This window comes from Arthrobacter rhizosphaerae, from assembly GCF_023062595.1.
Classification (GTDB): Bacteria; Actinomycetota; Actinomycetes; order Actinomycetales; family Micrococcaceae; genus Arthrobacter; species Arthrobacter rhizosphaerae.
On sequence record NZ_JALLAN010000020.1, the window covers coordinates 59034 to 84914 of the forward strand.

A 25881-nucleotide genomic window follows, 5' to 3' on the forward strand; every position below is an offset into this window, starting at 1 on the left:
CTAACTAAATGATTGTGGTCGGACCCGGAGCCAGCCACGGGGGCACGTCAGCCGAGGTTGGCAACGCGCGGGTAGAGCGGGTGGGCTGCGGCGAGCGCCTCTACGCGCGACCGCAATCCCGAAAGATCAGAGCCGGCGTCGGCTATCAGGGCCTCGGCAATAACATCGGCAACCTCCTTGAAAGCGGCTTCCCCGAAGCCCCTGGTAGCCAGGGCCGGGGTGCCGATGCGCAGCCCGGACGTGACCATCGGCGGACGCGGGTCAAACGGCACTGCATTCCGGTTCACAGTGATGTCGATTTCCGCGAGGCGGTCCTCGGCCTGCTGGCCGTCGAGCTCGCAGTGGCGCAGGTCCACCAGAACCAGGTGGACGTCGGTGCCGCCGGAAATCACGGAGATGCCCTTGGCGGTGACGTCCGGTTGCACCAGGCGTTCGGCGAGGATACGGGCACCGGCCAGGACACGCTCCTGGCGCTCCCTGAACTCCGGCGATGCGGCGATCTTGAAGGCCACCGCCTTGCCGGCGATCACGTGCTCCAGCGGGCCGCCCTGCTGCCCGGGGAACACGGCCGAGTTGATCTTCTTTGCGATGTCGGCGTCGTTGGTCAGAATAATTCCGCCGCGGGGACCTGCGAGGGTCTTGTGCGTGGTGGAGGTGGTGACGTGCGCATGGGGAACCGGTGAGGGGTGGAGCCCGGCGGCGACAAGGCCGGCGAAATGCGCCATGTCCACCATGAGGTAGGCCCCCACCGAGTCTGCGATCCGGCGGAACTCTGCAAAATCGAGCTGGCGAGCGTAGGCGGACCAGCCGGCAACGATCAGCTGCGGCTTGTGCTCGTTGGCCAGCCGCTCCACCTCTGCCATGTCAATGCGGTGGTCCTCTTCCCGGACCTGGTACGGAATGACGTTGTACAGGCGGCCCGAGAAGTTGATCCGCATTCCGTGGGTCAGGTGCCCGCCATGGGCCAGGTTCAGGCCCATGATGGTGTCGCCGGGCCTGATCAGGGCGTGCATCACAGAGGCGTTGGCCTGTGCGCCGGAGTGCGGCTGGACGTTGGCATATTCAGCGCCGAAGAGCGCTTTCACCCGGTCAATTGCCAACTGCTCGATCACATCAACGTGTTCGCAGCCGCCGTAGTAGCGCTTACCCGGGTAGCCCTCGGCGTACTTGTTTGTCAGCACCGTACCCTGCGCCTGCATCACGGCCACCGCGGTGTGGTTCTCCGAGGCGATCATCTCCAGACCAGTGCGCTGGCGGGTCAGTTCGTCGTCGATCTTCGCAGCGATTTCCGGATCCAGATCGGCCAGCTGCGCGTCCAGGCTGGGTGAAATGACCTGCTCGAATGCCGCCTGAGCGGTTCCTACGGCCGGGGCGCTCACAGCTCGCCGCCGTTCTTGGCAGCGTAATCCTCGGCGGAGAGCAGCGGGCCCTCCGACTCGGCCGCCACCTTGAAAAGCCAACCGGCTCCGTACGGATCGTTGTTGATCAGGGCGGGATCGTCGACGACGGCGGGGTTCACTTCGGTGACCTCGCCCGTCACAGGGGCGTACAGGTCCGAGACGGACTTGGTGGATTCCACCTCGCCGCACGTCTCCCCCGCCGTCACCATCGATCCAAGCTCCGGAAGGTCAACATAGACGATATCGCCGAGGGCATCGGTGGCCACGGCGGAAATCCCAATGGAGACCAGGTTCCCGCCTTCGCGGGCAACCCACTCGTGCTCGTCGGAGTACTGCAATTCAGGGGCAACCTTTGCCATGTGTTTTTCCTTAATTTTGTAACTGCTGTGGTCGGTGGTGCGGCGGGGGTCGCCATCCTCTGCATGCTGCTCGTTCCTCGCTTTGACGCATGCTGCCGGATGCCGAGCCCCCTCCGCTTCGTGCCAGTGTTCCGTTTGAAAACACTGGCTCTTCAAAATCTCTAAGTCCGAGCTCCGGCAGGCGGTCCATCCTCCAGCACCTTTGGCTTTCGAAAGTGACGATGCAACTGACGCCGCTCCGTTCTGGTTATTCAAAAGGTGAGCTTTCCTGGAGGGGCTGGCTGGTCGGGGTTTTCGAAAGCGTGCGTCAAAGCGGCGAAGGAGCAGCATGCGTGAAAACCGGGGCCTGCCAGCCCCCTTGCCGACAACGGCAAAAGACCGCCGGGCTACTTCGTGCGCTTGTAGAAAGGCAGTGCGACAACTTCGAACGGCTCCGCCTTACCCCTGAGGTCGATGTCCAGGGCTGTGCCAATTTCGCTGTGCTCGACGTCGACGTAGGCCATCGCTACCGGGTAGCCGAGGGAAGGGCTGGGCTGGCCTGAGGTCACTTCGCCTACAACGGCCCCGTCCTTCAGTACCGGGTAGTGCCCGCGGCCGGCACGTCGCCCCAATCCTTTGAGGCCCACCAGCTTGCGTCCGGTGCTGATTCCGGCGCCGGCTTCCTTTTTGGCCGCCAGGGCTGCCTTGCCGACAAAGTCGCCTTCCTTGGACAATGCGACGATTCCGCCCAGCCCGGCAGCGAACGGGTCGCCGTCAATCGAGAGCTCGTTACCGTACAAGGGCATGCCTGCCTCGAGGCGCAGGGAGTCCCGGGAGGCCAGGCCTGCAGGCGTCAGCTCCCCTTCGTCAGCAATGGCGACGATGGACTGCCAGAGGGCGGCGGCGTCGTCGTTGTCGATGAAGATCTCGAAGCCGTCCTCACCGGTGTAGCCGGTGCGGGCCAGCAGGAGCTCCTGGCTGCTTCCGCCCACGAGGAAGGGGACCTCGACGGCTGCGTAATACTTCAGCCCCGTGACCAGTTCATGCTGGGCCGCAGGAACCAGGCGCAGGAGGATCTCCTCGGCCTTGGGTCCCTGGACTGCGATCAGGGAAGTAGCGGCCGATACGTCCTCCACCACGACGTCGAAATCAGCAGCGCGCTGCGCCAGCGCCTCAGCCACTGTCCTGGCGTTGCCTGCATTCGGCACCACCAGGAACTTGGTGTCCCCGCGGCGATAGGTGATGAGGTCGTCGATGATGCCGCCATCTTCGCTGCAGATGAGGGAATACTTGGCCTTTCCTACGCTCATCGCGGAGATCTTTCCCACGAGGGCGTAATCCAGGAACGCAGCAGCGTCAGGCCCGGTCACCCAGACCTCCCCCATGTGGGAGAGATCGAAGATACCGGCCGACTTCCGTACTGCGTGGTGCTCCGCCAGCTCGGAGCTGTACTTGAGCGGCATCTGCCAACCGCCAAAATCAGTGAAGGAGGCGCCGAGCTTTTTGTGCTCCTCGTACAGGGCAGTGTAGTTCTCAGTCATGGTTGAAGTCCTCAGTTCGCGGCGTCGGCGGAGTGGTCCTCGAAGGCTTCGAGGGGCGGGCAGGAGCAGATCAGGTTCCGGTCTCCCAAAGCGCCGTCAATTCGGCCTACCGGGGGGAAGTACTTGTCCTGCTTCAGCGAGTGCACGGGGAAAACAGCCTGTTCGCGCGGGTAACCCCGGTCCCAGTCACTGCTGATCGCTGCCGCCGCCGTGTGGGGCGCGTTCCGGAGCGGGCTCTCGGCCACGGAGAAGTCCCCGTCTGCCACCTGGTCGATCTCGGCGCGGATGGAGATCATGGCCTCAATGAAGCGGTCCATTTCACCGAGATCCTCCGACTCTGTGGGTTCCACCATCAGTGTTCCTGCTACCGGGAACGCCAGCGTCGGGGCGTGGAAACCGTAATCGATCAGGCGCTTTGCAACATCCTCTGCCGTGACGCCTGTCCTGGCCGTAAGTTCGCGCAGGTCCAGTATGCACTCGTGGGCCACCAGCCCGCCTTCGCCGGTGTAGAGGACCGGGAAGAAGTCGTTCAGTCTGGCGGCGATGTAGTTGGCCGCAAGCAAGGCTGATTTCGTGGCATCGGTCAGTCCCTGGCCGCCCATGAGCTTCACATAGGCCCAGGAGATGGGGAGCACGCCGGCGGAGCCAAAGCGCGAGGCCGAAATGGGAACGTCGTTGCCTTCGGTCCAGGTCGCAGCGTTCCCAGGCATGAACGGGGCCAAGTGGGCCTTGGCTGCAACAGGTCCGACGCCGGGTCCGCCGCCGCCATGCGGGATGCAGAACGTCTTGTGGAGGTTGAGGTGGGAGACGTCGCCGCCGAACTTGCCGGGCTGGGCCAGCCCTACGAGGGCGTTGAGGTTGGCGCCGTCGATGTAAACCTGTCCGCCGGCTGCGTGGATGGCATCGCATACCTCGCGGACGTCGGCGTCGTACACACCGTGCGTGGACGGGTAGGTGATCATGATCGCGGAGAGCGCGTCCTTGTGGGCGTCGATCTTCGCCTGCAGATCAGCGTGATCAATGGTGCCGTCGGAGGCAGTGGCAACCACCACCACTTTCATTCCGGCGAGGACCGCGGACGCAGCGTTAGTGCCGTGGGCGGAGGCTGGGATGAGGCAGACGTTGCGCTGGGAATCGCCGCGGGACCGGTGGTAGCCGCGGATGGCCAGCAGTCCGGCAAGTTCCCCCTGGGAACCTGCGTTGGGCTGGATGGACACTTGGTCGTAGCCCGTAATCTCAGTCAGCTCGGCCTCGAGGTCAGCGATGAGTTCGCGCCAACCCTCCGTTTGCGAATCGGGTGCGAACGGATGGATGGAAGCGAATTCCGGCCAGGAAATGGCTTCCATCTCGGCAGTCGCGTTCAGCTTCATGGTGCAGGAACCCAGCGGGATCATGGTCCGGTCCAGGGCAAGGTCGCGGTCCGAGAGCTTGCGGACGTACCGCAGCAGCTGGGTCTCGGACCGGTGGGTGCTGAATACAGGATGCTGCAGGTAGTCGGAGGTACGCTCGACGGCCGGCTCCAGCCCAAAGGAACTCCCTGAACCGGCGCGTGCCTCCACTACTGCGACGCCGAAAGCGGCACAGACAGCGGCGACGATGTCCGCCGTCGTCGCTTCATCCGCGGAGATCCCCAGGGTGTCCGCATCGATGGCTCGGAGGTTGATCCCCCGGGCCTCAGCAGCGGCGAGGATGTCAGCAGCCTTGCCCGGAACCGAAACCGTGATGGTGTCAAAGAAGCTGGTGTGCAGCACATCCAGACCGCCGGCCGTCAGGGAGGTGGCCAGCAACTTCGCATGCCCGTGGGTGGTCTCCGCAATTGCTTTCAGCCCGTCAGGGCCATGGTAGACGGCGTACATGGACGCAACGATTGCCAGCAGGGCCTGGGCCGTGCAGATGTTGGACGTGGCCTTCTCACGGCGGATGTGCTGTTCACGGGTCTGCAGGGCCAGACGATAGGCCGGGGTGCCCGCGGAATCCTTGGAGACGCCAACCAGGCGGCCGGGCATGGACCGCTCAAGGCCCTTCTGGACGGCCATGTAGGCCGCGTGGGGGCCGCCGTAGAACAGCGGCACACCGAAGCGCTGGGCCGAACCGACGGCAATGTCCGCGCCCTGTTCGCCCGGAGGGGTGATGAGCGTCAGTGCCAGCAGGTCGGCCGCGACAGTTACCAGGGCGCCCCGCTCCTTGGCATCGGCAATGACTGCTGAGTGGTCAAAGACCCGGCCGGAAACGCCTGGCTGCTGCAGCACCACACCGTTGATGACGCCGTCGGGCAGTCCCTTGGAAAGGTCCGCGACCTCCACCTCGAAACCCAGGGCCTCTGCCCGGCCTTTGACGATGGCAATGGTTTGCGGCAGGCAGTCAGCGTCAAGGACCGTCTTGCCATCGATGGCGGCCTTATTCTTGTTGGCTCTGCGCATCATCAGCACAGCCTCGGCGACGGCCGTGGCTTCGTCCAGGAGCGAAGCGTTGGCGATCGGCAGGCCCACCAGGTCCTGGACCATGGTCTGGAAGTTCAGCAGGGCTTCAAGGCGGCCCTGCGAAATCTCCGGCTGGTACGGGGTGTACGCGGTGTACCACGCCGGGGCCTCAAGGATGTTGCGGCGGATGACCGGTGGAGTGAGGGTGTCGTAGTAACCCTGGCCGATCATCTGGACGGCTGTTTTGTTCTTCGCCGCCAGCTTGCGCAGCTCGGCCAGGGTTTCAACCTCGCTCAGTGCCGGAGAAAGCGCCAGCGGGGAATCCTGCCGGATGTCTTTCGGGACCGCAGTGTCCACCAGCGCATCAACGGTGTCGTATCCGACAGCCTTGAGCATGGCGTCAATGTCGGACTCGTGGCGGGCGCCGACGTGCCGGTCAACAAAGGACGTGGAGGCTGATTTAACAGTCACAAGGAACTCCAAAACTAAGGCGGCGCAGGGTACGCCACATTGACTGGGTTCCTCCCCGCTCTGTATTGGACCTGAGAGTTTCCGCGCAGCCGTGCTCTCGCATGGCTCCGCTTGCACCGTCGGTGAGCACAGTTTGTTCCGCAAAGGCCCGGGATGTGATCCCGGTGCTGAAGCGGACAAACCTTGCTGCTTTCCAGAGTTGCCTTGCCGCGGCGGTACGTGGGCCTGAGAGATTCCTGGGGAGGGTTTGCTCCTACGGCGCCTGCTTGTACCTACTTGCAGGACTCTCCCGCCGCAGATCAAAGGCATATTTAGTTTGCGGTGACAACAGTCACAGAGGCTATTGTCCTATGTCCCGGGCCGTGGGGCAAATGTGATTTCGCCCGGCCATATCAGTTGCTTTCCACATAGGCCTTCAGGGCGTCAAGGAGTCCTTCTGTACCCTCTTTGCGGCCTTCGACGTCATCTTCGCTCGTAAAGTAAACGCCCTGTTCCGTCAAAGTCAGCTTCGTGCCGTTCCCGTCGGGCTCAAGCTCCACACTGCTCAGTGATACAGACATTCTCTGGCCGTCGAGAAGCATTTCGTAGGTGTAGACGATCCTCTCGTCCTGGACGATGTGGTGGTAGGTCGCGTGCATGGTGGAGACGAATCCGCCTTCCGGGCCGCCGACATCTGTCTCACGACCACCTTCGCGGAAGTCCAGGCTGGACTCGCCCTGGGTCCATTCCGGCGGCCCGCCGAACCAGTTCTTCTTGCTGGAATAGTCGGAGAATGCATGGAAGACGCGCGACGGCGGGGCGTTGAGTTTGCGCTCAATCGTGAAGCTTGCGTGCGTGATGGGGTTATTCATTGGTTTCTCCTAGTTGTCTCGTGCCTTGTTGTCCTGTGGTTACTGTTTGTGGATCGTCTGATTCAAGGAAGGCCTCCAGGCGGTCCAGGCGGCGCTCCGCAGGAGTCCGGCGGGCGGCGAGCCAGTTCTCCGCAAACCGGAGCGTGCCGGGGACGATGCTGCAGCTGCGGACCCTGCCGATTTTTTCGGTGCGGATAAGGCCGCAGTTTTCGAGGACCTGAAGGTGCTGCACAATCGCGGGCAGGCTCATGGCAAAAGGTGTTGCCAGCTCCGAAACCGAAGCTGGACCCTGGCAGAGCCGCACGATGATGGCCCTCCGGGTTGGGTCCGTGAGCGCCTGGAAAACAGAGTCAAGCTGAGCTCTCCCGGATTCCTCGGCCTGCTGATTGTTAAGCACATACTTAAGTATCGGCGGAACGTTGCGGATGTCAATAGGTCCCAGCCTCTGCTTAAAGAGAAAAGCGTCCGACGCCGGGAATATCCCGGCGTCGGACGCTATGACAGCGGACTACTGTGAATCTGGTCGGGTCACGCTGGCGGTTGCCTTCAGGTTCTCGGCGCCAACCAGCCAGGCGAACTGCTCCAGCTTTTCAATGAATGTATGAAGCAGATCCGCCGTCGTCGGGTCTTCTTCATCCACCTCGTCATGGACTTTGCGCATGGTACCCACTGCGGCCTCGAGAGCTGCGACGATCCGGTCGATGGCATCTTTTGTGCTGATCAGGCCTTCCGGAAACTGGGCGAGGTTCGTCGACTCAGACACTGTTGCGCTGCGCCCGTCCGGCAGGGCATGGAGCGCCCTCATCCGTTCAGCCATGTCGTCTGCAAACAAGCGTGCTGCATCCACGATTTCATCCAGCTGAAGGTGAAGATCCCTGAAATTGGTACCCACAATGTTCCAATGGGCCTGCTTTCCCTGGATGTGGAGTTCGATGAGGTCCGCAAGTACTGCCTGCATGTTGTTGGTCAGGGTAGGTGACGCTTTCATTGTTCCTCCTGAATGCTCTCAGCCGTATATTCCGGTCCTTCGAAGCTATCCCAGCAGCAGCGCCCGTGCCAGCGAATCTCGCCTGCGGCTTAAATCAAATGAATTTTGTTCATTTTCCCCTTGCCCTATGTTCGAGCTTTGGGGATACTAAATGAACGTCATTCATTTAGTGACGACCGTCTCACTGGAGAAATCACCACAATGATCGAAATAACCCGCCTCGCGCCCTTGGCTTCACCCGCACGGATGACGCCTTCCACTCGTTCCCCATTGAGGGTCGGCTTGGTCCAGCACCGCTGGCACTCAAGCCCATCCACCCTTCGGGCGGAACTTGATGAGGGCATCGAACGCGCCGCACGCTTGGGAGCCGCTGTTGTCTTCCTTCCTGAACTTACTCTTTCCCGCTATCCAGCAGATGTTCTTCCCGAAAACGACCTGACCTGCCCTCACCAAACCCGACCACGGCCGTCCGACGCAGCCGAGGACCTCATGACGGGCCCCACCTTCCGCTTTGCCGCTGAGGCCGCTCGGCGACACGGAGTGTGCGTCCACGCCTCGCTCTATCAGCAAGCGGAGAATCCCGCCGGCTCCGACGACGGCCTCGGCTTGAACACCTCGATCCTGGTGTCCTCCGAAGGAGAACTCCTGGCGCGAACCCATAAGCTGCACATTCCTGTCACCGCCGGATACTACGAAGACAAGTTCTTCCGCCAAGGCCCGGCCGCACAAGATGCCTACCAGGTCCACTCCCCTGCCGAACTGAGTGGCGCAAAGTTGGGTATGCCCACATGCTGGGATGAATGGTTTCCCGAACTCGCCAGGCTCTATTCCCTGGGCGGAGCCGAGTTGCTGGTCTACCCGACCGCCATCGGTTCCGAGCCGCTGTTCCCAGACTTCGACACCCAGCCGTTGTGGCAGCAAGTGATTCTCGGCAACGGAATCGCAAACGGGTTGTTCATGGTAGTTCCGAACCGCTGGGGACAGGAAGGAAGCCTGAACTTCTACGGTTCATCGTTCATCTCGGATCCCTACGGCAGGATCCTGGTTCAGGCACCCCGGGATGAATCGGCTGTGCTGGTAGCCGACCTGGACCTTGACCAGCGCCGGGATTGGCTCACCCTCTTCCCCTTCCTGACCACACGCCGGCCTGACACTTACGGGCGTTTGACCCAAGCCGTCGATCCATCGGCCCCGCTCGGCGACGAGGCCGCCGCCCCCATGGAGGTGACGGCGTGACGTCGTGGCGGATGCCCTCTGAAACTGAGGAGCAAGATCGGATCTGGATGGCCTTCCCCACCGGCGGCTATACGCTCGGGGACGGCCCGGAGGCCGCCCACTCCGCACGTAAAACCTGGTCAGCGGTGGCCAACGCAGCCGTCGGATTTGAGCCTGTCACCATGCTGGTTAACCCTTCCGACGTCGGCATCGCCGCTCACTATCTGGACCCGACCGTCGAGGTGCTCACGGCAGATCTCAATGACGCATGGATGCGTGATATCGGTCCGACATTCGTCCTCGACAACCGTGGCCACCTTGGCGCCGTGGACTGGGTCTTCAACGGCTGGGGCGCGCAGGAGTGGGCACGCTGGGACAAGGACGCATTGATAGCCGGTGAAATTGCCGGAAAGTCAGGCGCTGAACATGTTCTCTCACGGCTGGTCAACGAGGGCGGCGGAATCCAGGTGGACGGGCAGGGAACCGTTCTGGTCACCGAGACAGTTCAGCTCGATCCCGCCCGCAACCCTGGCTGGGACAAAGCGGAGATTGAAACGGAACTTGGCAGAACCATCGGCGCTACCCACGTGATCTGGCTTCCCCGCGGCCTGACAAGGGACTCCGAACGCTTCGGGACCCGCGGCCACGTGGACATTGTTGCGGCCATTCCCGCACCGGGAAAGCTTCTGGTCCACTCCCAGCAGAACCCCGAACACCCCGACTTCGAGGTATCGCAGGAGATCATCGATTTTCTGCACACCACGAGGGATTCTGCGGGACGTGAATGGGAAATCACGGAGGTCCCGGCCCCTGCTGTCCTCATCGACGACGAGGGTTTTGTGGATTACTCCTACATCAACCATCTGGTGGTCAATGGCGGAGTCATCGCATGCAGCTTCGAGGATGCCATGGATGAGAAAGCACTGCGCATCCTCGCCGACGCTTACCCCGGACGCCGCCTCGTCAGCGTCGACGCCCGCGAACTCTTTGCCCGCGGCGGCGGCATCCACTGCATTACCCAACAGCAGCCTGCTGCCTTCCAGAAAGGGCTCTCATGAGTCAGACAGTTCAGCGCCATGAGGATTCCGCTACCGGCGGGCCCTCCTCCGCTCACGGTATCTCCGGCAAAGGCCTGAAAGGCGGCCAGCTTGGCCTCCTTGCCGTCGTGGTCCTTGGCATCTCTACCATCGCCCCGGCCTACACCCTTACCAGCGCCTTGGGCCCCACGATCGGTGAAGTAGGGCTGCAGTTGCCCGTCATTTTCCTCATCGGCTTCATTCCGATGATCCTGGTATCGCTTGCCTACCGCGAACTCAACGCGGACTCCCCCGACAGCGGGACCACCTTCACCTGGGTGACCAAAGCCTTCGGGCCGTGGGTTGGCTGGATGGGTGGCTGGGGCCTGCTGGCAGCCAACATTATTGTGCTTTCCAACCTTGCGGGTGTGGCGGTGGACTTCTTCTACCTGTTCCTCTCGCAACTGACCGGCAATGCCGAGCTGGCTGACCTGGCCGCAAACAAGCCCCTGAACGTGATCACCTGTTTTGCCTTTGTGGCTCTGGCCGTCTGGGTCAGCTACCGGGGACTTCACACCACGAAGATCGTCCAGTACGGGCTGGTCGGATTCCAGTTGCTGGTACTGGGACTCTTTGTAGCCATGGCGTTTGCTAACTGGTCCGCGTCAGAGACTTCCATCCCCTTCAGCTGGGAGTGGTTCGACATCACCAAAATCGAGACTTTCGGCCAGATTGCGGCCGGGATCTCGCTGTCGATTTTCGTCTATTGGGGCTGGGATGTATGCCTCACGGTCAATGAAGAGACCACCAACGGCAAAAAGACGGCGGGCGTCGCCGGCACCCTGACCGCCGTCGTCGTCCTGGGCATTTACCTCATGGTGACCATCGCCACCATGATGTTCGCCGGGGTAGGCACCGAAGGATTGGGCCTGAACAATGAGGAGAACCACGCGAACATCTTTACCGCACTGGCTTCACCCATCATGGGACCGCTGGCCATCCTGATGTCCCTTGCGGTCCTGTCCAGCTCCGCCGCATCGCTGCAGTCAACGTTCACCTCGCCCTCACGGAGCCTGCTGGCCATGGCTCATTACGGCGCTTTGCCTAAGCCTTTCCGGCGCATGACCAAGTTCGCAACGCCTGGTTTCGCCATCTTTGCGGCAGGCATTCTCTCGGCGGGTTTCTACGCCGTGATGCACGTGATCAGCGAAAACGTCCTCAACGACACCATCCTCGCCCTTGGCCTGATGATCTGCTTCTACTACGGCCTGACGGCGATTGCCTGCGCGTGGTACTTCCGTCAGAGTGTCCTCAGCAGTGCCCGCAACTTCCTGCTCCGCCTGGTCTGCCCGCTTCTTGGCGGAGTCGGCTTGTTCGTCGTGTTCTTCCAGACGGCCGTGGACAGCTGGGCGCCTGAATTCGGCAGCGGATCCGAAGTCTTCGGCGTCGGACTCGTCTTTGTCCTTGGCATCGGCATCCTGGCCATGGGCGCAGTGTTCATGGTCATCATGGCAAAGTTACGTCCCGGATTCTTCAGAGGCGAAACCATCCGCCGGGACACCCCCGCGCTGATCGTTCCGGAGTAGGGATCGTTCGCGAATCAGAACGGCCGACGACGAGCCCTGGCAGGATTACCCGCCAGGGCTCGTTGTGGTTATGAGTTAGTCAGCAGTCGCCTTATCGGTCACCAGAAGTGCGCGACGTCGACGACAAGGCGGGAGCCGGTTCCCGGACCGTCCAGGGTGAAGACGCGGAACGGAAGCCGTGCACGCACACCCAGGCCGATACTCGTGGAGCCTTCAAAGCTTCCGGCGTACACAACCTGCCGGAAGGTCTGGTAGCCAGAGACGTTGGAGAGCTCAGCCTTGGCTGCCGGGTTGTATGTCAGGTTCCCGTTATGGTCATGATCCGGAGCCCTGACAACCGCCTGAATCTTCGCGCCGCCTTTGGTAGGAATCGTGAAGCCGGAGCCGTCCTGGGTTATGTCCGTGACGTAGCTGACGTGATAACCGGCGGCAGGACCGTTGAGATCAATAACCAAGCGGTCAAAACAGTAGTGCTGCCCGGTCCGGACGTTAGTGACAGATGCTCTGCTTGCGGCGTCGCTGGTTTCGGCCATCGAGCCCCACACCTGCCCACAATAAGCGGCAGCCGAGGCAGGCCCCGGTGCCAATAGGCCTAGCCCAGCTGCCATGAGAATGGCAACGAGCCACACGTGAATTTTCTTCATTTGGGCCACCCCCTCGAGTGAATTGGATACCTCAAGCGTAGGAGCGGAATGGCTGCCAGCCGAGGGATGTATCCGCTTCGGCGCCTAACCGTTAACCGCGGGTTTTCCTGATCACAAGCCTGTGATGAACCGGGCGTTTTAGGGCCTCTGTGCCCCTTCCCCACCTGCCTTTACGACCGTTTTCGTTACCTCGAATAACGACGACAAAGCGCCGGCGTCCCCGATGGGACGGCCGGCGCTTGTTCTTCTTGTTGTTTAGTTTGGAGAGGTGTACTCCGTGACCGCCGTTTGGGGCTTCAGCCTTCGCAGTCGCGGCAGTACTTCATGCCGTTCTTTTCACGGGCAACCTGGGACCTGTGACGGACCAGGAAGCAGGACGAGCAGGTGAATTCATCCGACTGCTCGGGAACAACAACGACCATCAGTTCTTCGCCGGAGAGATCAGCGCCGGGAAGGTCGATGCCCTCAGCCGTATCATTCTCGTCGACGTCGATCACAGCGGTCTGTGCGCCGCCGCCACGAGATGCCTGAAGGGCCTCCAGCGATTCAGCGGGGGACTCTTCTTCTGTCTTATTGCGTGGGGCGTCGTAATCGGTAGCCATAGCGGGGTTCACTTTCGTTGCTGCGCAGCGCCATTTCAGGCACCTCAGTGAAGCAGTTTAGGCCATTATCACGTGAGTTGAAGAAAAGTGTGTTCAACCCAACAAATTACGTCGGCAGAAGACACCTGAGACGCGGCGCCGGGCACTGAACAAGCAACGACTCTCACCTCGGACGGTCACTCCTCAGGAGCACCGACCGCTGCTTCATGGGCCTTCCTGGCATGGTCCCCAGCCAGCGACACACCGCTGAGCGCCGGCAACCACGCCCAGCGGGTGACGTCGGCCAGTTCCGCATAAGACCTGCCTTCCGTCAGGGGTCCTGACTGGGCCGGCAGCTGAAACCAGGACCACAGCCATGACCGGATACCCGGCAGCGTCAAGTTCGTCATGCTGTCCAAACTAGGGCCGAATTATTGTCGGGACGTTTCCGCACCATCTCCCCGGGGTTACATCCCCGCACCACAGGTTTAGCCTTGGATTACGGACTCGAACTGCAACACCCATAGGGAGAGCTGGAGGCAAAGTCATGGCCGTCAAACTGAACAGGAAGGCGCTTGAGCACGCGCGGAGCCTTATCAAGAAGGGGAAAGTCCATCGGGATATCCGTGACGACTGGAGCGAGCATGCGCCTTCCACTGATGATGAAAACCAATTTCTGGACAAGCACGGTTTTGACGATTTCGCGAAATGGCATCTGGGAATTGACGACGCGAAATCCGAGGGCACGAAAGGCAGTGTCAGCTTTCCCTTCGGCGACTTCAAGAAAGCCCACCGTTGCGCGATCATTTCCCTGGAGAGCCGCGCCGCGCAGTACGACCACGATGACATCGCCAAAGCCGCGAAAGAGCTGCTTGAGCTGATCGACGCAGAGTAAGAATGTGAGCCCCCTGTCGGATTCGAACCGACGACCCCCGCTTTACAAGAGCGGTGCTCTGGCCAACTGAGCTAAGGAGGCGTTGCGCCGTCACAATCGACAGGCCGTCAGAAACAGTCCATCCATTCGGCGCTAGACAAGGTTATCCCACGGACGGGCTGCAGGTAAAAACGGAGCCGGCGTTGGGCTCAAGAATGTGGGACTTAAACAAAAGGCCCGGCTCCGGAAGGTTCCGAAGCCGGGCCTTTGCCCGGGCGACTGCGGGATGAGAATCCCCCTGGTCAGCCCTTGGCGTCAATCGCTGTCTGGACGAACGGGATGAAGTCGATGTTCGCGCTGTCACCCGTGCCCCACTGCTTACCGTCCACAAATGCGGTCGGAGTTCCACTGACCCCTGTTGCTGCGGCGGCCTGGGTGGAGTACTTCACATAGGGACGGAAGGTTTTGTTGTCAACGCAACTGTCGATGTTCTTTGCCCCCGCCTCGGTAGCGAGCTTCTTCAGTTCGTTGTCAGAGAGGCCAGATCCACCTTCTTTGGGCTGCTTCTCGAAGAGTGTGTTGAGGAAGTCCGCATACTTCTCAGGGGACTCGTTGACTACGCAGGCGGCAGCATTGGCTGCGCGTGAGGAATAGTTGGTGGTCGACTTGTTGTCCAGGAAGCCCAGGGGACGGTACTCCAGGGTGATCTTGCCTTCGTTCCGGAGCTTGGTGAGCTCGGCTCCGTAGGTGTCCTCAAACCTCTTGCACACCGGGCAGATGAAGTCGATGTAGACCACAACTTTCACGGGCTTACCTGCTTCTGCGTCAGCTCCCGGAGCCTTGACTTCCGTCGGCGGGGTGGCTGGGGCGGCAGGGATGTCAGCAATATTGACGGTCGCGGGGTCTGTCTTCGCCACTTCAGTATTGGCCAGCAAGGTAACGCCGCCGTTAACGTTTGCATTTGTAGGGACTGGCCCCTGGTCTGCGATGGGCGCGTTTCTTTGGGCCTCGTCCCGCATCGTGGTCGTGACCACAAGGGCGATCGCAGCCAGAACAGCCACAACGGCAACGACGATGCCCCAGCCGATCAGCAGGCGATTGCGTTTGTCTTTCGCCAACTGTGCCTCACGGATCTTGCGGGCATTCTCGCGCGCCTCAGCAGTGCGTTCTGCCTTGGACTTCCGGACTTCGTTTGCGGGGCTCATTAAGTTCCTCGTGTCGATCGGGTCCGGGGACCACCCGGTTACAACTTCACCATTTTAGGCGAGAAAGCTGGGAGCTTGCACTTTCAAGTTTCTCCTCCACGTTCCCAACGGACGAATAGCTCCGAAGATTCCGTGCAAGTAGGGTGGATTTGAGCCACAACAACCCCAGGGAGCACCAATGCACAGACCTGCACGCGGGACAAACGATGCACAGGCAGGTGGGGCGCCGTCCGGAAAAGGCCACGCATCTTCAGCTAAATACGACTTCATGGTGGTGTCCAACCGCCTTCCGGTAGACCGCTGCCCCAAGGAAGAAGGCGACGGCTGGCGGCGCTCGCCCGGCGGACTTGTTACGGCACTGGCGCCGATGATGACCAAGACCGAAGGTGCCTGGGTGGGCTGGCACGGCGCTCCCGATGAGACCGTCAAGCCCTTCAGCCACGACAACATGGACCTGATTCCCGTCCAGCTCAGCGAGGACGACATCGAGCTGTACTACGAAGGCTTCTCCAACGCGACGCTGTGGCCCCTCTATCACGACGTCATCGCTCCGCCGGAGTTCCACCGGACCTGGTGGGACGCGTACCGCAGGGTCAACCGCCGGTTCGCCGACGCCGTCGTGCGTCACGCCGCACATGGTGCCACTATCTGGGTCCAGGACTACCAGCTTCAGCTGGTTCCTCGCCTGCTCCGGGAGGCCAGACCCGATCTGCGGATCGGCTTCTTCAATCACATTCCCTTTCCCCCGCCTGAGATCTTCGCCCAGTTGCCTTGGCGCCGTGCCATCATCGACGGCCTGCTCGGTGCGGATCTGGTGGGCTTCCAGAGGAACAGCGACGCCGGCAACTTCATGCGGTCCGCCCGCCGGTTCCTGGGCGCCAGCGTCAAGCAGCAGCAAGTCCATGTGAAGGGCGGCGACGGCGAAATCACCCACATCGCCCGCGCCCAGGCCTTTCCCATCTCCATTGATGTGAAGCACATCGGCGAACTGGCGGCCAAGCCGGAGATCATTGAGCGTGCCCGGCAGATCCGCCGGGACCTGGGCAATCCGAAGGTCATCATGCTCGGCGTCGACCGCCTGGACTACACCAAGGGGATCCGGCACCGGCTGAAGGCCTACGAGGAACTGCTGAACGAAGGCAAGGTGAAAGTGGAGGATGCCACCCTCATCCAGGTGGCAAGCCCCAGCCGTGAAAGAGTGGAGCATTACCGCCTGCTGAGGGAGGAAGTCGAAGGCACCGTGGGCCACATCAACGGAACCTACGACACCATCCAGAACACGGCCGTCCGCTACCTCCACCACAGCTACCCGGTAGAGGAGATGGTGGCGCTCTATTTGGCCGCGGACGTCATGCTTGTGACGGCACTGCGGGATGGCATGAACCTGGTGGCCAAGGAATACGTCACGGCACGCACCAACAACGACGGCGCTCTGGTGCTCAGTGAATTTGCCGGTGCGGCCGATCAGCTTAAGCAGGCCCTCCTAATGAATCCGCACGATATCGACGGGCTGAAAGACACCATCATGCGGGCCGTGAATATGACAGAAAAGGAAGCCGGCAGGCGGATGCGCTCCATGCGCCGTCAGATCCTGGACCACGACGTCGATCATTGGTCTGCGGACTTCCTGAACGCGCTCAACGAGAAAGTGATCCGCGATGACTCCTGATCCTATCCAACCCGATGCCCCTGACTCCCCTGCCGCTGCCGGGACGCGGCTCACCCTTGCGCCGGAACTCCTGGATGCCATCCGCAGGATTGCCTGCACCGACCACCTCCTGGTGGCTATGGACTTCGACGGCGTCATGGCGCCTTTGGTCGATCACGCCGATGCCGCGCGCGCCCTTCCCCGGTCCGCGGCCGCCTTCGCCGCACTGGCCGCCCTCCCCAGGACCAGTACCGCGCTGATCTCAGGCAGGGCCTTGGATAGTCTCCGGGCCGTGGCGTCTCCCCCAACCGAAACCCTTTTGGTCGGCAGCCACGGCGCAGAGGCATGGCTGGGCCCGAACTCCGCACAACTGACCCTCGATCCCGAGCAACGCGATCTCCTCGCCGATGTCCGAAGGATCATGGAAGAGATCGTCGACGTCGCTCCCGGCACACTGCTCGAAGACAAGCCGGCAGGTGTCGTCCTCCACACGAGGCTCGCCTCCGACGACGTGGCAGAGGACGCCGTCGCTGCCGCCCGGGCGGCACTTCAGGACCGGGAGGGTGTCTACCTGAAAAACGGCAAGCGGGTTCTTGAATCTTCAGTGGTTCATGCCTCCAAGGGAGAAGGCGTGGAATTCCTGCGGCGGTCCTCGGGCGCTACCGCCGTGGTCTTTGCCGGGGACGACGTTACGGACGAAGATGCCCTGGGCCGGCTTGTCCCCGGGGACCTCGGCGTCAAAGTCGGCTTCGACTTTACCCAGGCCGAGTTCCGGGTGGAAGCCCCTACCCACGTAGGGGAGTTCCTTGAGGCACTCCTTAGGGAAAGGACCCGCTGCCTGGCCCTCGGCGCTGATCCTGAAAGTGCTGTACCGGGAGAACCGGAAAGCGCCGGGTAAGGGATATCACAAGTGACATTCGTAACATTTATGACCGAATTCACTTTTTCTGACATACTCTTCAAGGTGATGTGGCGCACATAACCGTGCGGCATCATTCGATGCTCCCCGGCTTCCTTTACCGGAAAACGGGGAGCATATAACTGAATTACATGAACCATTCACTACGGATCGTCCGGCACGTACCTGCCGGTGAAGGGATTGATAACTGTGGCAACAGTTACTTTTGATAACGCTACGCGTCTGTACCCGGGCACAGAGAAGCCCGCTGTTGACAAGCTCAACATTGAAATCGCCGATGGCGAGTTCCTGGTCCTCGTTGGACCCTCCGGCTGTGGCAAGTCCACTTCCCTCCGCATGCTTGCGGGGCTGGAAGATGTAAATGCCGGCCGCATCCTCATCGGCGACCGCGATGTCACCGATGTTCCGCCGAAGGACCGCGACATCGCGATGGTGTTCCAGAACTACGCGTTGTACCCGCACATGACTGTTGCTGACAACATGGGCTTCGCACTGAAGATCGCCGGCGTTTCCAAGGAAGAGCGTGCCGAGCGCGTTCGCGAAGCCGCAAAGCTTCTTGACCTCGAGCCGTACCTGGACCGCAAGCCGAAGGCACTCTCCGGCGGTCAGCGCCAGCGTGTTGCCATGGGCCGCGCCATCGTGCGTAACCCGCAGGTGTTCCTTATGGATGAGCCGCTCTCAAACCTGGACGCCAAGCTCCGTGTCCAGACCCGTACCCAGATCGCATCCCTGACCCGCCGTCTTGGCGTCACCACCGTGTACGTGACCCACGACCAGGTTGAGGCCATGACCATGGGCGACCGCGTTGCTGTTCTCAAGGACGGTCTGCTGATGCAGGTCGACACCCCGCGCAACCTCTATGACAAGCCGACGAACGTTTTCGTTGCAGGCTTCATCGGCTCGCCGGCCATGAACCTCCTCGAGCTCCCCGTCGTCGACGGCGGCGTTCAGTTCGGTGGAACGGTTTACCCCGTTCCCCGCAACATCCTGGAAGAGGCACACGGCAGCACCGTAACCCTGGGATCCCGTCCGGAAGACCTTGAGACTGCCCCCACCGGCGAAGGCCTCAAGGTTGAGGTGGACGTCGTCGAAGAGCTCGGCGCCGACGCCTACGTCTACGGACACACCACGCTTGACGGCAAGGACCACGACATCGTGGCACGCGTCGACGGCCGCCGCCCCCCGATGAAGGGCGAGGTCATCTACGTCCGTCCGCAGTCCGGTCACGTACACCTGTTCGACACCAAGACAGGCGAACGTCTGGGCGACTAGTCCCCACCGGCTCCCTAACCTCGCTCCGCTTCGGCCAGGAAACCCTGCCGGCGTGGGCCCACCCCCGGTTCCCTGACCCGCGGCTTCGGCCAGGAAACAACAACGTGAACGACGGCGGCCCTCCTCACCGGAAGGCCGCCGTCGGGCGTTAACGCCTGTTCCTGGCCGGGATTTAGGTTCGCTGGCCCTCTCTACGGAAGAATTGCTTCATGACCGAGGAAAACAATGCCCAATGGCACGACGAACCGACCGACTACGGCCAGATCGGGAAGCTGCCTCGGTTCCAGGCTGCGAGTGCCAATGATGACAAACACGCAGGGGTCTCCAGTTCCCTGAGCATTACTGCGGCTGCAGCCGACCCTGAACTGCTGGACCTTCCGTGGCACATTGCGTTGGAGGAATGGCCCGCAGAGAGCCTGGCAGCACTCCCCCGCGGTATCTCCCGGCACATTGTGCGCTTCGCGCATCTGGGTCATTCGGTCATCGCCATCAAGGAGACCTCCGAGCACGTGGCCCGCCACGAATACCACATGCTTCGGAAGCTCGCCCGACTCGATGTCCCGTGTGTGGAGCCCGTTGCAGTCATCACGGGCCGCACCACCCCTGACGGCAGGCCCCTGAACCCCGTTCTGGTCACCCGGCACCTGAAGTTCTCCATGCCGTACAGGGCCCTGTTTTCCCAGATGCTCCGCAAAGACACCCTCACGCGCCTCATCGACGCCCAGGCACTGCTGATGGTGCGGCTTCACCTGATCGGCTTCTATTGGGGTGACGTTTCGTTGTCCAACACCCTGTTCCGCCGTGACGCCGGCGCCTTCGCTGCGTACCTCGTGGATGCTGAAACGGGGGAACTGTATCCGGACCTCTCCACGGGGCAGCGCGAGTACGACCTCGAAATCGCCCGAGTGAACATCGCCGGTGAGCTCATGGACCTCCTCGATGGTGGCCTCATCGAGGACAAGGTGGATCCGGTGGCCACCAGCGAGCTCATTATGGACAGCTACCGCCGGCTGTGGGCGGAGCTTACGGAAAAGGAATCCTTCGAACTCGGCGAGCGGTGGCGCGTAGGCGCACGCATCCGGCGCCTGAATGAGCTCGGTTTTGATGTGGAGGAATATGCCATCAAGACCACCCAGAACGGTTCAACCATCCAGCTGCAGCCAAAGGTAGTGGATGCCGGCCACCATCAGCGTCGCCTGCTGCGGCTGACCGGCCTGGATGCCCAGGAAAACCAGGCCCGCCGGCTCCTCAACGACATGGACACCTTCCGGGCGGACAACAATCCCGGGATGGATGAGGAATACAGCGCCCACCTCTGGGTTAGCCAAATCTTCGAACCGATCGTCCGCTCCATCCCCCGGGATCTCTCGGGGAAGCTGGAGCCGGCCGAAGCTGTCCATGAGGTCCTGGAGCACCGCTGGTACATGTCCGAAAAGCAGGAACGCCACATACCGTTGGCTGAAGCCGTCCAGTCCTATATCGACTCCATCCTGCGCCATCGCCGCGACGAGGCAGCCATCATGCTGAATCCAGATACGGAGATGCTGAAAATCCTGGAAGTGGAAACCGAAGAATCGCGGTACGGCGCCGATGAATCCATTGACGAATACCCCGACGTCGACGACTGACTAAGAGGCATCAACCCCGCGGTCCGAGTTTTTAGCACTAGCGGGTTAATAGCCTTGGCTTAGATAGCCTTGCCGGGGTTGAGGATTCCCAAGGGGTCAAAGAGTTCTTTGATGCTGTGCTGCAGCTTGCGCAGCGGTTCGGGCTGCTCGAGCCCGAGCCAGCGCAGTTTGTACTGCCCGATCCCATGCTCTCCGGTGATGGTTCCCCCCATGGCCAAGGCCACCGAGATGGATTTGTCCAAGGCCTCGTTCAGCCGCATCATGTCATCCTCGCCCACGGATGCATCCGCCCGTTCAACCCAGAACGTCGGGTGAAGATTGCCGTCACCTGCGTGGGCCACCACCTTGAGCATCACTTTGAACTCAGCCGCCATCGACTCCAGGGCGGCCACGTAGTCCACCAGCCTCGAACGCGGAACGGCCACGTCTTCACCCACCCTGTATTCGTCGTCCACCTCCGCGCCTCGGCTGTGGCGCCTCAGGGCCACCAACCTCTCGGCTTCCTCGCTGAAGGCCGTGCTGACCAATGCCCCGCCAGCAGCCAGAACGTTCCGGATAATGTCGGCTTCCACGGCAGCACCGAACCCGTCGGTCTGGATCAGGAGCAGGGACCCACCCCTGGCGCTCAGGTCCGAACCATGAATGCCATCGAGTTGGCGGAGGGTGGCCCCATCGAGTAATTCCATGATGGCCGGCTGGACCCTCGCCTTACCGACTGCAAGGACTCCTGCGGCGGCGCTTTTGAAGTCGGGGTGAAATGACGCGATGGTATGAACTTCAGGGGGAAGGTACCGGAGCCGAACCGTGACGCCCACAACGATGCCCAAGGTGCCTTCCGAGCCGACAAACAGTCCGGTCAGATCGTAGCCCGCGACCCCTTTGAACGTCTGATGGCCCGTGTGCAGGAGGGAACCATCTGCCAGGACAACGTCGAGGGCGAGCACTGAATCTCTGGTCACGCCGTACTTTGCGCACCTAAGGCCGCCGGCGTTTGTCGCAACGTTGCCGCCGATCGTGGAGACCCTGTAGCTTGCGGGGTCCGGTGCATACATCAGGCCGTGCTCTGCGGCGGCGTCGTTGAGCCGGGAGTTGATGACGCCCGGCTCCACCACAGCTGTTTCATCCTCCGGGTTCAGAGCCAGGATGCGGTCCATCCGTTCAAGGCTCAGCACAACACAGCCTTCGCTGGCGTGGGCACCGCCGGAAACCCCGGTGCCTGCCCCGCGTGCCACGATCGGCACGCCGTGGCTGGCACAGAGGCGGACCACGGTTTGGACATCCTCAACGGATTCCGCCCAGACGACGGCCACGGGAAGGTGGTAATCCAGCACCGGAGCCTGATCCACCGCAAATGCTGCAAGGGACGAGTCGTCCGAGGCTACCTTTCGAGGCTCCAGCATGCTTCGGAGCCCTTCAACAATCGTGGACACGCTGCCTCCGCTTCCTGTCTCAACCCCGGACTTCAGTCTAAACCGCCCCAAGAGCTCCAAAGCGGCAGGACGCGACACGTCAGACTGAGCTGCACTGGGTCCGCGAGCGTCTGCAAACGTTTCCACTGGTTGGTGGTAAAACCGGTCAAAAGGAATGTTAATCGGCTTCCGGCTGAAGTGAGGCCCAGGCCATCGGCGCATCCGTTTTCACCGGCGTCAGGCGGAATAGTCAGCTTGCTTCACGTCTAAACTCCATTCATTTGTGTGACGTCGACGACTGGAAGCGTTTTCAGTTTTTTTTAGCGGAGGTCTACCATCGATGCATGTCAGTCGACTCACTACTTCAGACGCCCGCTCCTCTCGCAGGACCTTTGACCCTGATTCATGGGAAAGACGAGGCTCCGGGGTGGTGGCGTTCGGCCGTCATCTACCAGGTGTATCCACGGTCGTTCCGGGACCTGAACGGTGACGGAATAGGTGACATCGCGGGTATCACCGCCGAGCTCCCGCAGCTCGCCGATCTCGACGTCGACGCCGTGTGGTTGTCGCCCTTTTACCGGTCCCCTCAGCGCGATGCCGGATATGACGTCAGCGATTACTGCGACGTAGATCCCCTCTTCGGGACGTTGACAGACTTCGACGTGATGATTGCAGAAGCCAACCGGCTGCATCTGCGTGTCATCGTGGACCTCGTCCCGAATCACTGTTCTGACCAGCATGTGGCCTTTCAGGCCGCACTTGCCGCCACTCCCGGCAGCCCGGAACGGGACATGTTCATCTTCCGAGACGGAAGCGGCGCTTCCGGCGAAGAGCCACCAAACAACTGGGCATCCCACTTTGGCGGACCCGCTTGGACACGGATCATGGAGCCGGACGGCACTCCGGGTCAGTGGTACCTGCACCTCTTCGACTCCTCGCAGCCGGACTTCAACTGGGACAACCAGGGGGTCCATGAAGAATTCGAACGGGTCCTGCGCTTCTGGCTTGACCGTGGGGTCTCAGGCTTCCGTGTTGATGTCGCCCACGCGCTGGTCAAAGCACCTGGTCTTCCGGATTGGGGAGGCAGGGCAGACGGCGGCAGCTCCGACGGCTACCCCGGCCACGAAGCCCCAATGTTCGGACAGCCTGCGTTGCATGCCATTTATCGTAAGTGGCGGCAGATTCTTGAGAGCTACGGTCCGGACAGGATCCTCTGTGCAGAGGCCAACGTGGATCCGCTGCCGCGTCTGGCTGACTGGGTCCGCCAGGACGAGATGCACCAGGCCTTCAACTTCCCGTATCTTCACGCCGGGCTTGACGTCCACCGCCTTCGTGGAGTGATCACAGACTCGCTGCTCACCCTCGACGCCGTCGGCGCCCCCAGCACCTGGGTCCTCTCCAATCACGACGTCGTCCGTCATGCCAGCCGCTTTGGTTACAACGGCCCTGGACCCCGGGACGGAGACGGCATAGGGGTCTGGGATCACCAGCCCGACGAAGCTTTGGGCCGCCGCCGTGCAGCAGCGGCATCCATGTTTATGCTCGGCCTTCCTGGTGGTGCCTACCTTTACCAGGGTGAGGAACTCGGACTGCCCGACGGCATCGACATTCCTGATGGCCAGCGGCAGGATCCCACCTTTGCCCGGACTGGGGGCGCACGACTGGGCCGGGACGGCTGCCGCGTGCCCCTGCCCTGGAGTGCGGAGGAGCCACACAACGGCTTCGGCAATGGACAAGAGCCCTGGCTCCCCCAGCCCGAAAGCTTCAAACAACTCGCCCGTGATGCTCAGGCTGCATCTCCGACGTCGCACCTGAATCTGTACCGCCGGATGCTCTCGACCCGCCGGGAACTCCGGCTGGGCGCCGGTTCGCTGTCCTGGCTGGAGCGTTACTGCACAGGCTCATCCCTCGCCTATCTCAATGGCAGCACCCTGGTGGTGATGAACCTCAACCACGAGCCCCTGGATTTGCCGGCGGGAAGGGTGCTCCTGCGGAGCGGGTCTGCTACACCTGCGAGTGACCAACCCGTCGCCGACCTTGGACATCGGCTAGGCTCAAACGAAACTGTTTGGATGAAGATCAATTTCGAGGACGCGGAGAGCTAGAGTATGGCCGGCATTAAGGACGTTGCGGAACGGGCCGGCCTCTCCATCGCCACTGTTTCCCGCGCCCTGAGCGGGAAGGGACCAGTCTCCTCCCGCAGCCGGGAACGAGCCCGGGCTGCAGCCGCCGAGCTGGGTTTCGTGCCCTCCTACCATGCATCCAGCCTCGCTTCCGGACGGAACCACAATATTGGCGTGGTGGTTCCGTCCGTTCACCGCTGGTACTTCTCCTCGGTGATAGAAGGCATTTCAGCGACCCTGATCGACGCCGGTTATGACCTCACGCTGTACAACGTGAGCGAGGGGCCTAAGCATCGCCAGAGCGTCCTGAACGACTTCCTCCTCAGAAAGCGTGTGGACGGCGTCATAGCGGTAGCTCTCAAGCTCAGCGAAGCCGAGATCCGCAAGTTGCTTGCCGTCCACAGGCCGATCGTTGGCATCGGCGGCACACTCCCCGGGGCTGCCAGTATCAGGATCAATGATTTTGACCTTGCAGTGGACGCCACCAACCACCTGATTCGCTTGGGCCATCAGCGCATCGCCCATCTGACCGGCGGATCAGTTTATGAGCAGGATTTTGAGCTGCCCGGTACCAGGCAGCGCGGCTTTGAGAGGGCAATGCAGGACGCTGGCCTCGCTGTTCGCCCTGACTGGAACATCCCGGCCGATTTCACCATCCAAGGTGCCTATGCCAGCGCCCGTACACTCCTGGGAGGTGCGGCCGGGCGCCCTACGGCTATTTTCGCCGCTTCCGATGAGATGGCTATCGGGGCAATTCTCGCGGCTCGGGATTTCGGTCTTCGTGTCCCCTATGATCTTTCCGTCATCGGCTTCGACGGCCATGAACTCGGGGAGGTTTTCGGTCTGACCACCATCGACCAGGGCGCACGCGATCAGGGCTCGCTTGCCGTCCGCATGCTGTTGTCAGGGCTGGAGGGCGATGCCGGCTCTGTCGCAACCGAGGCAGAATACCCGGCAAAGTTCCTGATCCGGTCCAGCACCGCAGTTCCTCCGGACGATTCTCCCGGCTACCGCCACTAATCCGGTCTTTGCAGCGCCCTAGTCCGCCGTTCCACCCATGAACCGGGTAAATCGGCCCAGGACCTGGGGCCAGGCTTCTACCCACTTGCTGCGGGCCGCCAGAGGATCGTCTGAACCTTCCCAGCCGCTATGCACGAGCTTCACCTCCGTACCGCCCTCAACGGACTTGAACGCGGCCCGAAGCTCCGTAGACCAAACCGCGGTGCTGCCAGGGTGCCAGCTGGCATGGAAGGATAGCGGTGGCTGCCAATCGTCAATCGAACCCCAGACCGAGGTGCGGCCATCATCAGCCGTTTCGAGTATGAGGTTCTCCTCGAACTCCACATAGGATCCAACGCCAAAGACGCTGATGGTCTCCATCGGCCACCAGAGGTGGGTGTGCTCCGTGAATCCAATGAACGCCTGGGAAACGGGCCCAGGCACCACCACGGTGTTCACCACGGGGTCGAGCGCTTCTAAGTCCGGCGGCAGATCATCATCCAGTGGCGCATGGCTGAAGAGGTTGTTCATGGACACCAACTGTACCGGCCTTCGAAGAAACGATTCAGCCGGCGTTAAAAGACTCAGGCCCCGACATTCCTTGTCGGGGCCTGAATCGTAAATAGTGTCCGGCGGTGACCTACTCTCCCACACCCTCCCGGGTGCAGTACCATCGGCGCTGTGGGTCTTAGCTTCCGGGTTCGGAATGGGACCGGGCGTTTCCCCCACGCTATGACCGCCGTAACCCTGTGT

23 protein-coding genes, 1 tRNA gene, 1 rRNA gene and 1 riboswitch are annotated in these 25881 nt (G+C 61.7%); of the genes, 10 read left to right on the forward strand and 15 right to left on the reverse strand.

Annotated elements, in window-relative coordinates; all coding sequences use genetic code 11:
• Positions 1–47: 47 nt before the first annotated feature.
• The 7 genes from glyA to MU551_RS20790 form a co-directional block, all read right to left on the reverse strand.
• Entirely contained in the window at positions 48–1379 is a 1332-nt protein-coding gene (glyA, locus tag MU551_RS20760) for a serine hydroxymethyltransferase (protein WP_308198332.1), read from the reverse strand.
• The gene (gcvH, locus tag MU551_RS20765) at positions 1376–1759 is read right to left on the reverse strand and encodes a glycine cleavage system protein GcvH (protein WP_247048453.1); all 384 of its coding nucleotides are present in this window, start codon (positions 1757–1759) and stop codon (positions 1376–1378) included. The genes glyA and gcvH overlap by 4 nt, the downstream gene beginning before the upstream one ends.
• A gap of 386 nt (positions 1760–2145) precedes the next feature.
• Positions 2146–3279 (reverse strand): glycine cleavage system aminomethyltransferase GcvT, encoded by a 1134-nt coding sequence (gcvT, locus tag MU551_RS20770; RefSeq protein WP_247048454.1) that lies wholly within the window; start codon positions 3277–3279, stop codon positions 2146–2148.
• 11 nt (positions 3280–3290) lie between these two features.
• Positions 3291–6170 carry an aminomethyl-transferring glycine dehydrogenase gene (gene gcvP / locus MU551_RS20775; protein WP_247048455.1) on the reverse strand — a complete coding sequence of 960 codons (2880 nt, stop codon included), beginning with the start codon at positions 6168–6170 and terminating at the stop codon, positions 3291–3293.
• A 203-nt stretch (positions 6171–6373) separates the two neighbouring features.
• Positions 6374–6472: riboswitch (glycine riboswitch) on the reverse strand.
• Positions 6473–6562: 90 nt separating this feature from the next.
• A complete protein-coding gene (locus MU551_RS20780) occupies positions 6563–7021 on the reverse strand; it encodes an SRPBCC family protein (protein ID WP_247048456.1) in 459 nt (152 codons plus the stop codon).
• A complete protein-coding gene (locus MU551_RS20785; RefSeq protein WP_247048457.1) occupies positions 7014–7418 on the reverse strand; it encodes an ArsR/SmtB family transcription factor in 405 nt (134 codons plus the stop codon). The genes MU551_RS20780 and MU551_RS20785 overlap by 8 nt, the downstream gene beginning before the upstream one ends.
• Positions 7419–7529: 111 nt before the next feature.
• Entirely contained in the window at positions 7530–8009 is a 480-nt protein-coding gene (locus MU551_RS20790; protein ID WP_247048458.1) for a Dps family protein, read from the reverse strand.
• A gap of 201 nt (positions 8010–8210) precedes the next feature.
• Here MU551_RS20790 and MU551_RS20795 point away from each other — a divergent pair, with 201 nt between their 5' ends.
• From MU551_RS20795 to MU551_RS20805, 3 genes are read left to right on the forward strand one after another with little or no spacing between them, the layout of a single operon-like run.
• A complete protein-coding gene (locus tag MU551_RS20795; protein ID WP_247048459.1) occupies positions 8211–9245 on the forward strand; it encodes a nitrilase-related carbon-nitrogen hydrolase in 1035 nt (344 codons plus the stop codon).
• Complete coding sequence (locus MU551_RS20800; protein WP_247048460.1) at positions 9242–10282, forward strand: agmatine deiminase family protein; 1041 nt, start codon at positions 9242–9244, stop codon at positions 10280–10282. The genes MU551_RS20795 and MU551_RS20800 overlap by 4 nt, the downstream gene beginning before the upstream one ends.
• On the forward strand, positions 10279–11826 hold the full coding sequence (locus tag MU551_RS20805; protein ID WP_247048461.1) for an APC family permease: 1548 nt from the start codon (positions 10279–10281) through the stop codon (positions 11824–11826). Before MU551_RS20800 ends, MU551_RS20805 begins: the two co-directional genes overlap by 4 nt.
• Positions 11827–11924: 98 nt before the next feature.
• Here MU551_RS20805 and MU551_RS20810 read toward each other — a convergent pair whose 3' ends face one another.
• From MU551_RS20810 to MU551_RS20820, 3 genes are all read right to left on the reverse strand, one after another.
• Positions 11925–12470: an AMIN-like domain-containing (lipo)protein gene (locus MU551_RS20810; protein ID WP_247048462.1), complete on the reverse strand. Its 546-nt coding sequence runs from the start codon at positions 12468–12470 to the stop codon at positions 11925–11927.
• Between the two features lie 296 nt (positions 12471–12766).
• Entirely contained in the window at positions 12767–13072 is a 306-nt protein-coding gene (locus MU551_RS20815; RefSeq protein WP_247048463.1) for a DUF4193 domain-containing protein, read from the reverse strand.
• Positions 13073–13248: 176 nt separating this feature from the next.
• The gene (locus tag MU551_RS20820; RefSeq protein WP_247048464.1) at positions 13249–13461 is read right to left on the reverse strand and encodes a hypothetical protein; all 213 of its coding nucleotides are present in this window, start codon (positions 13459–13461) and stop codon (positions 13249–13251) included.
• A 137-nt stretch (positions 13462–13598) separates the two neighbouring features.
• On the opposite strand from MU551_RS20820, the gene MU551_RS20825 reads away from it, so the two are divergent.
• Positions 13599–13946, forward strand: coding sequence for a hypothetical protein (locus MU551_RS20825; protein WP_247048465.1), 348 nt, complete (start codon positions 13599–13601; stop codon positions 13944–13946).
• Between the two features lie 7 nt (positions 13947–13953).
• On the opposite strand, the gene MU551_RS20830 is transcribed toward MU551_RS20825, so the two are convergent.
• Positions 13954–14027, reverse strand: a tRNA-Thr gene (locus tag MU551_RS20830).
• Between the two features lie 200 nt (positions 14028–14227).
• The gene (locus tag MU551_RS20835) at positions 14228–15130 is read right to left on the reverse strand and encodes a DsbA family protein (RefSeq protein WP_247048466.1); all 903 of its coding nucleotides are present in this window, start codon (positions 15128–15130) and stop codon (positions 14228–14230) included.
• A gap of 268 nt (positions 15131–15398) precedes the next feature.
• Here MU551_RS20835 and MU551_RS20840 point away from each other — a divergent pair, with 268 nt between their 5' ends.
• The 4 genes from MU551_RS20840 (at position 15399) to MU551_RS20855 (ending at position 20597) form a co-directional block, all read left to right on the forward strand.
• Positions 15399–16799, forward strand: coding sequence for an alpha,alpha-trehalose-phosphate synthase (UDP-forming) (locus MU551_RS20840; protein WP_247048478.1), 1401 nt, complete (start codon positions 15399–15401; stop codon positions 16797–16799).
• Positions 16789–17676: a trehalose-phosphatase gene (gene otsB / locus MU551_RS20845; RefSeq protein ID WP_247048467.1), complete on the forward strand. Its 888-nt coding sequence runs from the start codon at positions 16789–16791 to the stop codon at positions 17674–17676. The genes MU551_RS20840 and otsB overlap by 11 nt, the downstream gene beginning before the upstream one ends.
• A gap of 210 nt (positions 17677–17886) precedes the next feature.
• Entirely contained in the window at positions 17887–18969 is a 1083-nt protein-coding gene (locus MU551_RS20850) for an ABC transporter ATP-binding protein (RefSeq protein WP_247048468.1), read from the forward strand.
• 209 nt (positions 18970–19178) lie between these two features.
• The gene (locus MU551_RS20855; protein ID WP_247048469.1) at positions 19179–20597 is read left to right on the forward strand and encodes a DUF4032 domain-containing protein; all 1419 of its coding nucleotides are present in this window, start codon (positions 19179–19181) and stop codon (positions 20595–20597) included.
• A 59-nt stretch (positions 20598–20656) separates the two neighbouring features.
• Here MU551_RS20855 and MU551_RS20860 read toward each other — a convergent pair whose 3' ends face one another.
• Complete coding sequence (locus MU551_RS20860) at positions 20657–21997, reverse strand: FAD-binding oxidoreductase (RefSeq protein ID WP_281507371.1); 1341 nt, start codon at positions 21995–21997, stop codon at positions 20657–20659.
• A gap of 353 nt (positions 21998–22350) precedes the next feature.
• Here MU551_RS20860 and MU551_RS20865 point away from each other — a divergent pair, with 353 nt between their 5' ends.
• The gene (locus MU551_RS20865; RefSeq protein WP_247048471.1) at positions 22351–24111 is read left to right on the forward strand and encodes a glycoside hydrolase family 13 protein; all 1761 of its coding nucleotides are present in this window, start codon (positions 22351–22353) and stop codon (positions 24109–24111) included.
• A gap of 3 nt (positions 24112–24114) precedes the next feature.
• Complete coding sequence (locus tag MU551_RS20870) at positions 24115–25149, forward strand: LacI family DNA-binding transcriptional regulator (protein ID WP_247048472.1); 1035 nt, start codon at positions 24115–24117, stop codon at positions 25147–25149.
• 18 nt (positions 25150–25167) lie between these two features.
• On the opposite strand, the gene MU551_RS20875 is transcribed toward MU551_RS20870, so the two are convergent.
• A complete protein-coding gene (locus MU551_RS20875; RefSeq protein WP_247048473.1) occupies positions 25168–25659 on the reverse strand; it encodes an SRPBCC family protein in 492 nt (163 codons plus the stop codon).
• A gap of 96 nt (positions 25660–25755) precedes the next feature.
• A 5S ribosomal RNA gene (rrf, locus tag MU551_RS20880) occupies positions 25756–25872 on the reverse strand.
• Between the last annotated feature and the right edge of the window lie 9 nt (positions 25873–25881).

Coding starts and splice junctions, on each gene's coding strand:
- MU551_RS20825 (WP_247048465.1), top strand. CDS start 13,599: ATGGCCGTCAAACTGAACAGGAAGGCGCTTGAGCACGCGCGGAGCCTT.
- MU551_RS20860 (WP_281507371.1), bottom strand. CDS start 21,997: ATGCTGGAGCCTCGAAAGGTAGCCTCGGACGACTCGTCCCTTGCAGCA.
- otsB (WP_247048467.1), top strand. CDS start 16,789: ATGACTCCTGATCCTATCCAACCCGATGCCCCTGACTCCCCTGCCGCT.
- MU551_RS20855 (WP_247048469.1), top strand. CDS start 19,179: ATGACCGAGGAAAACAATGCCCAATGGCACGACGAACCGACCGACTAC.
- MU551_RS20820 (WP_247048464.1), bottom strand. CDS start 13,461: ATGACGAACTTGACGCTGCCGGGTATCCGGTCATGGCTGTGGTCCTGG.
- MU551_RS20780 (WP_247048456.1), bottom strand. CDS start 7,021: ATGAATAACCCCATCACGCACGCAAGCTTCACGATTGAGCGCAAACTC.
- MU551_RS20865 (WP_247048471.1), top strand. CDS start 22,351: ATGTCAGTCGACTCACTACTTCAGACGCCCGCTCCTCTCGCAGGACCT.
- MU551_RS20805 (WP_247048461.1), top strand. CDS start 10,279: ATGAGTCAGACAGTTCAGCGCCATGAGGATTCCGCTACCGGCGGGCCC.
- MU551_RS20790 (WP_247048458.1), bottom strand. CDS start 8,009: ATGAAAGCGTCACCTACCCTGACCAACAACATGCAGGCAGTACTTGCG.
- MU551_RS20835 (WP_247048466.1), bottom strand. CDS start 15,130: ATGAGCCCCGCAAACGAAGTCCGGAAGTCCAAGGCAGAACGCACTGCT.
- gcvT (WP_247048454.1), bottom strand. CDS start 3,279: ATGACTGAGAACTACACTGCCCTGTACGAGGAGCACAAAAAGCTCGGC.
- MU551_RS20810 (WP_247048462.1), bottom strand. CDS start 12,470: ATGAAGAAAATTCACGTGTGGCTCGTTGCCATTCTCATGGCAGCTGGG.
- MU551_RS20870 (WP_247048472.1), top strand. CDS start 24,115: ATGGCCGGCATTAAGGACGTTGCGGAACGGGCCGGCCTCTCCATCGCC.
- MU551_RS20795 (WP_247048459.1), top strand. CDS start 8,211: ATGATCGAAATAACCCGCCTCGCGCCCTTGGCTTCACCCGCACGGATG.
- MU551_RS20815 (WP_247048463.1), bottom strand. CDS start 13,072: ATGGCTACCGATTACGACGCCCCACGCAATAAGACAGAAGAAGAGTCC.
- gcvH (WP_247048453.1), bottom strand. CDS start 1,759: ATGGCAAAGGTTGCCCCTGAATTGCAGTACTCCGACGAGCACGAGTGG.
- MU551_RS20840 (WP_247048478.1), top strand. CDS start 15,399: ATGGTGGTGTCCAACCGCCTTCCGGTAGACCGCTGCCCCAAGGAAGAA.
- MU551_RS20875 (WP_247048473.1), bottom strand. CDS start 25,659: ATGAACAACCTCTTCAGCCATGCGCCACTGGATGATGATCTGCCGCCG.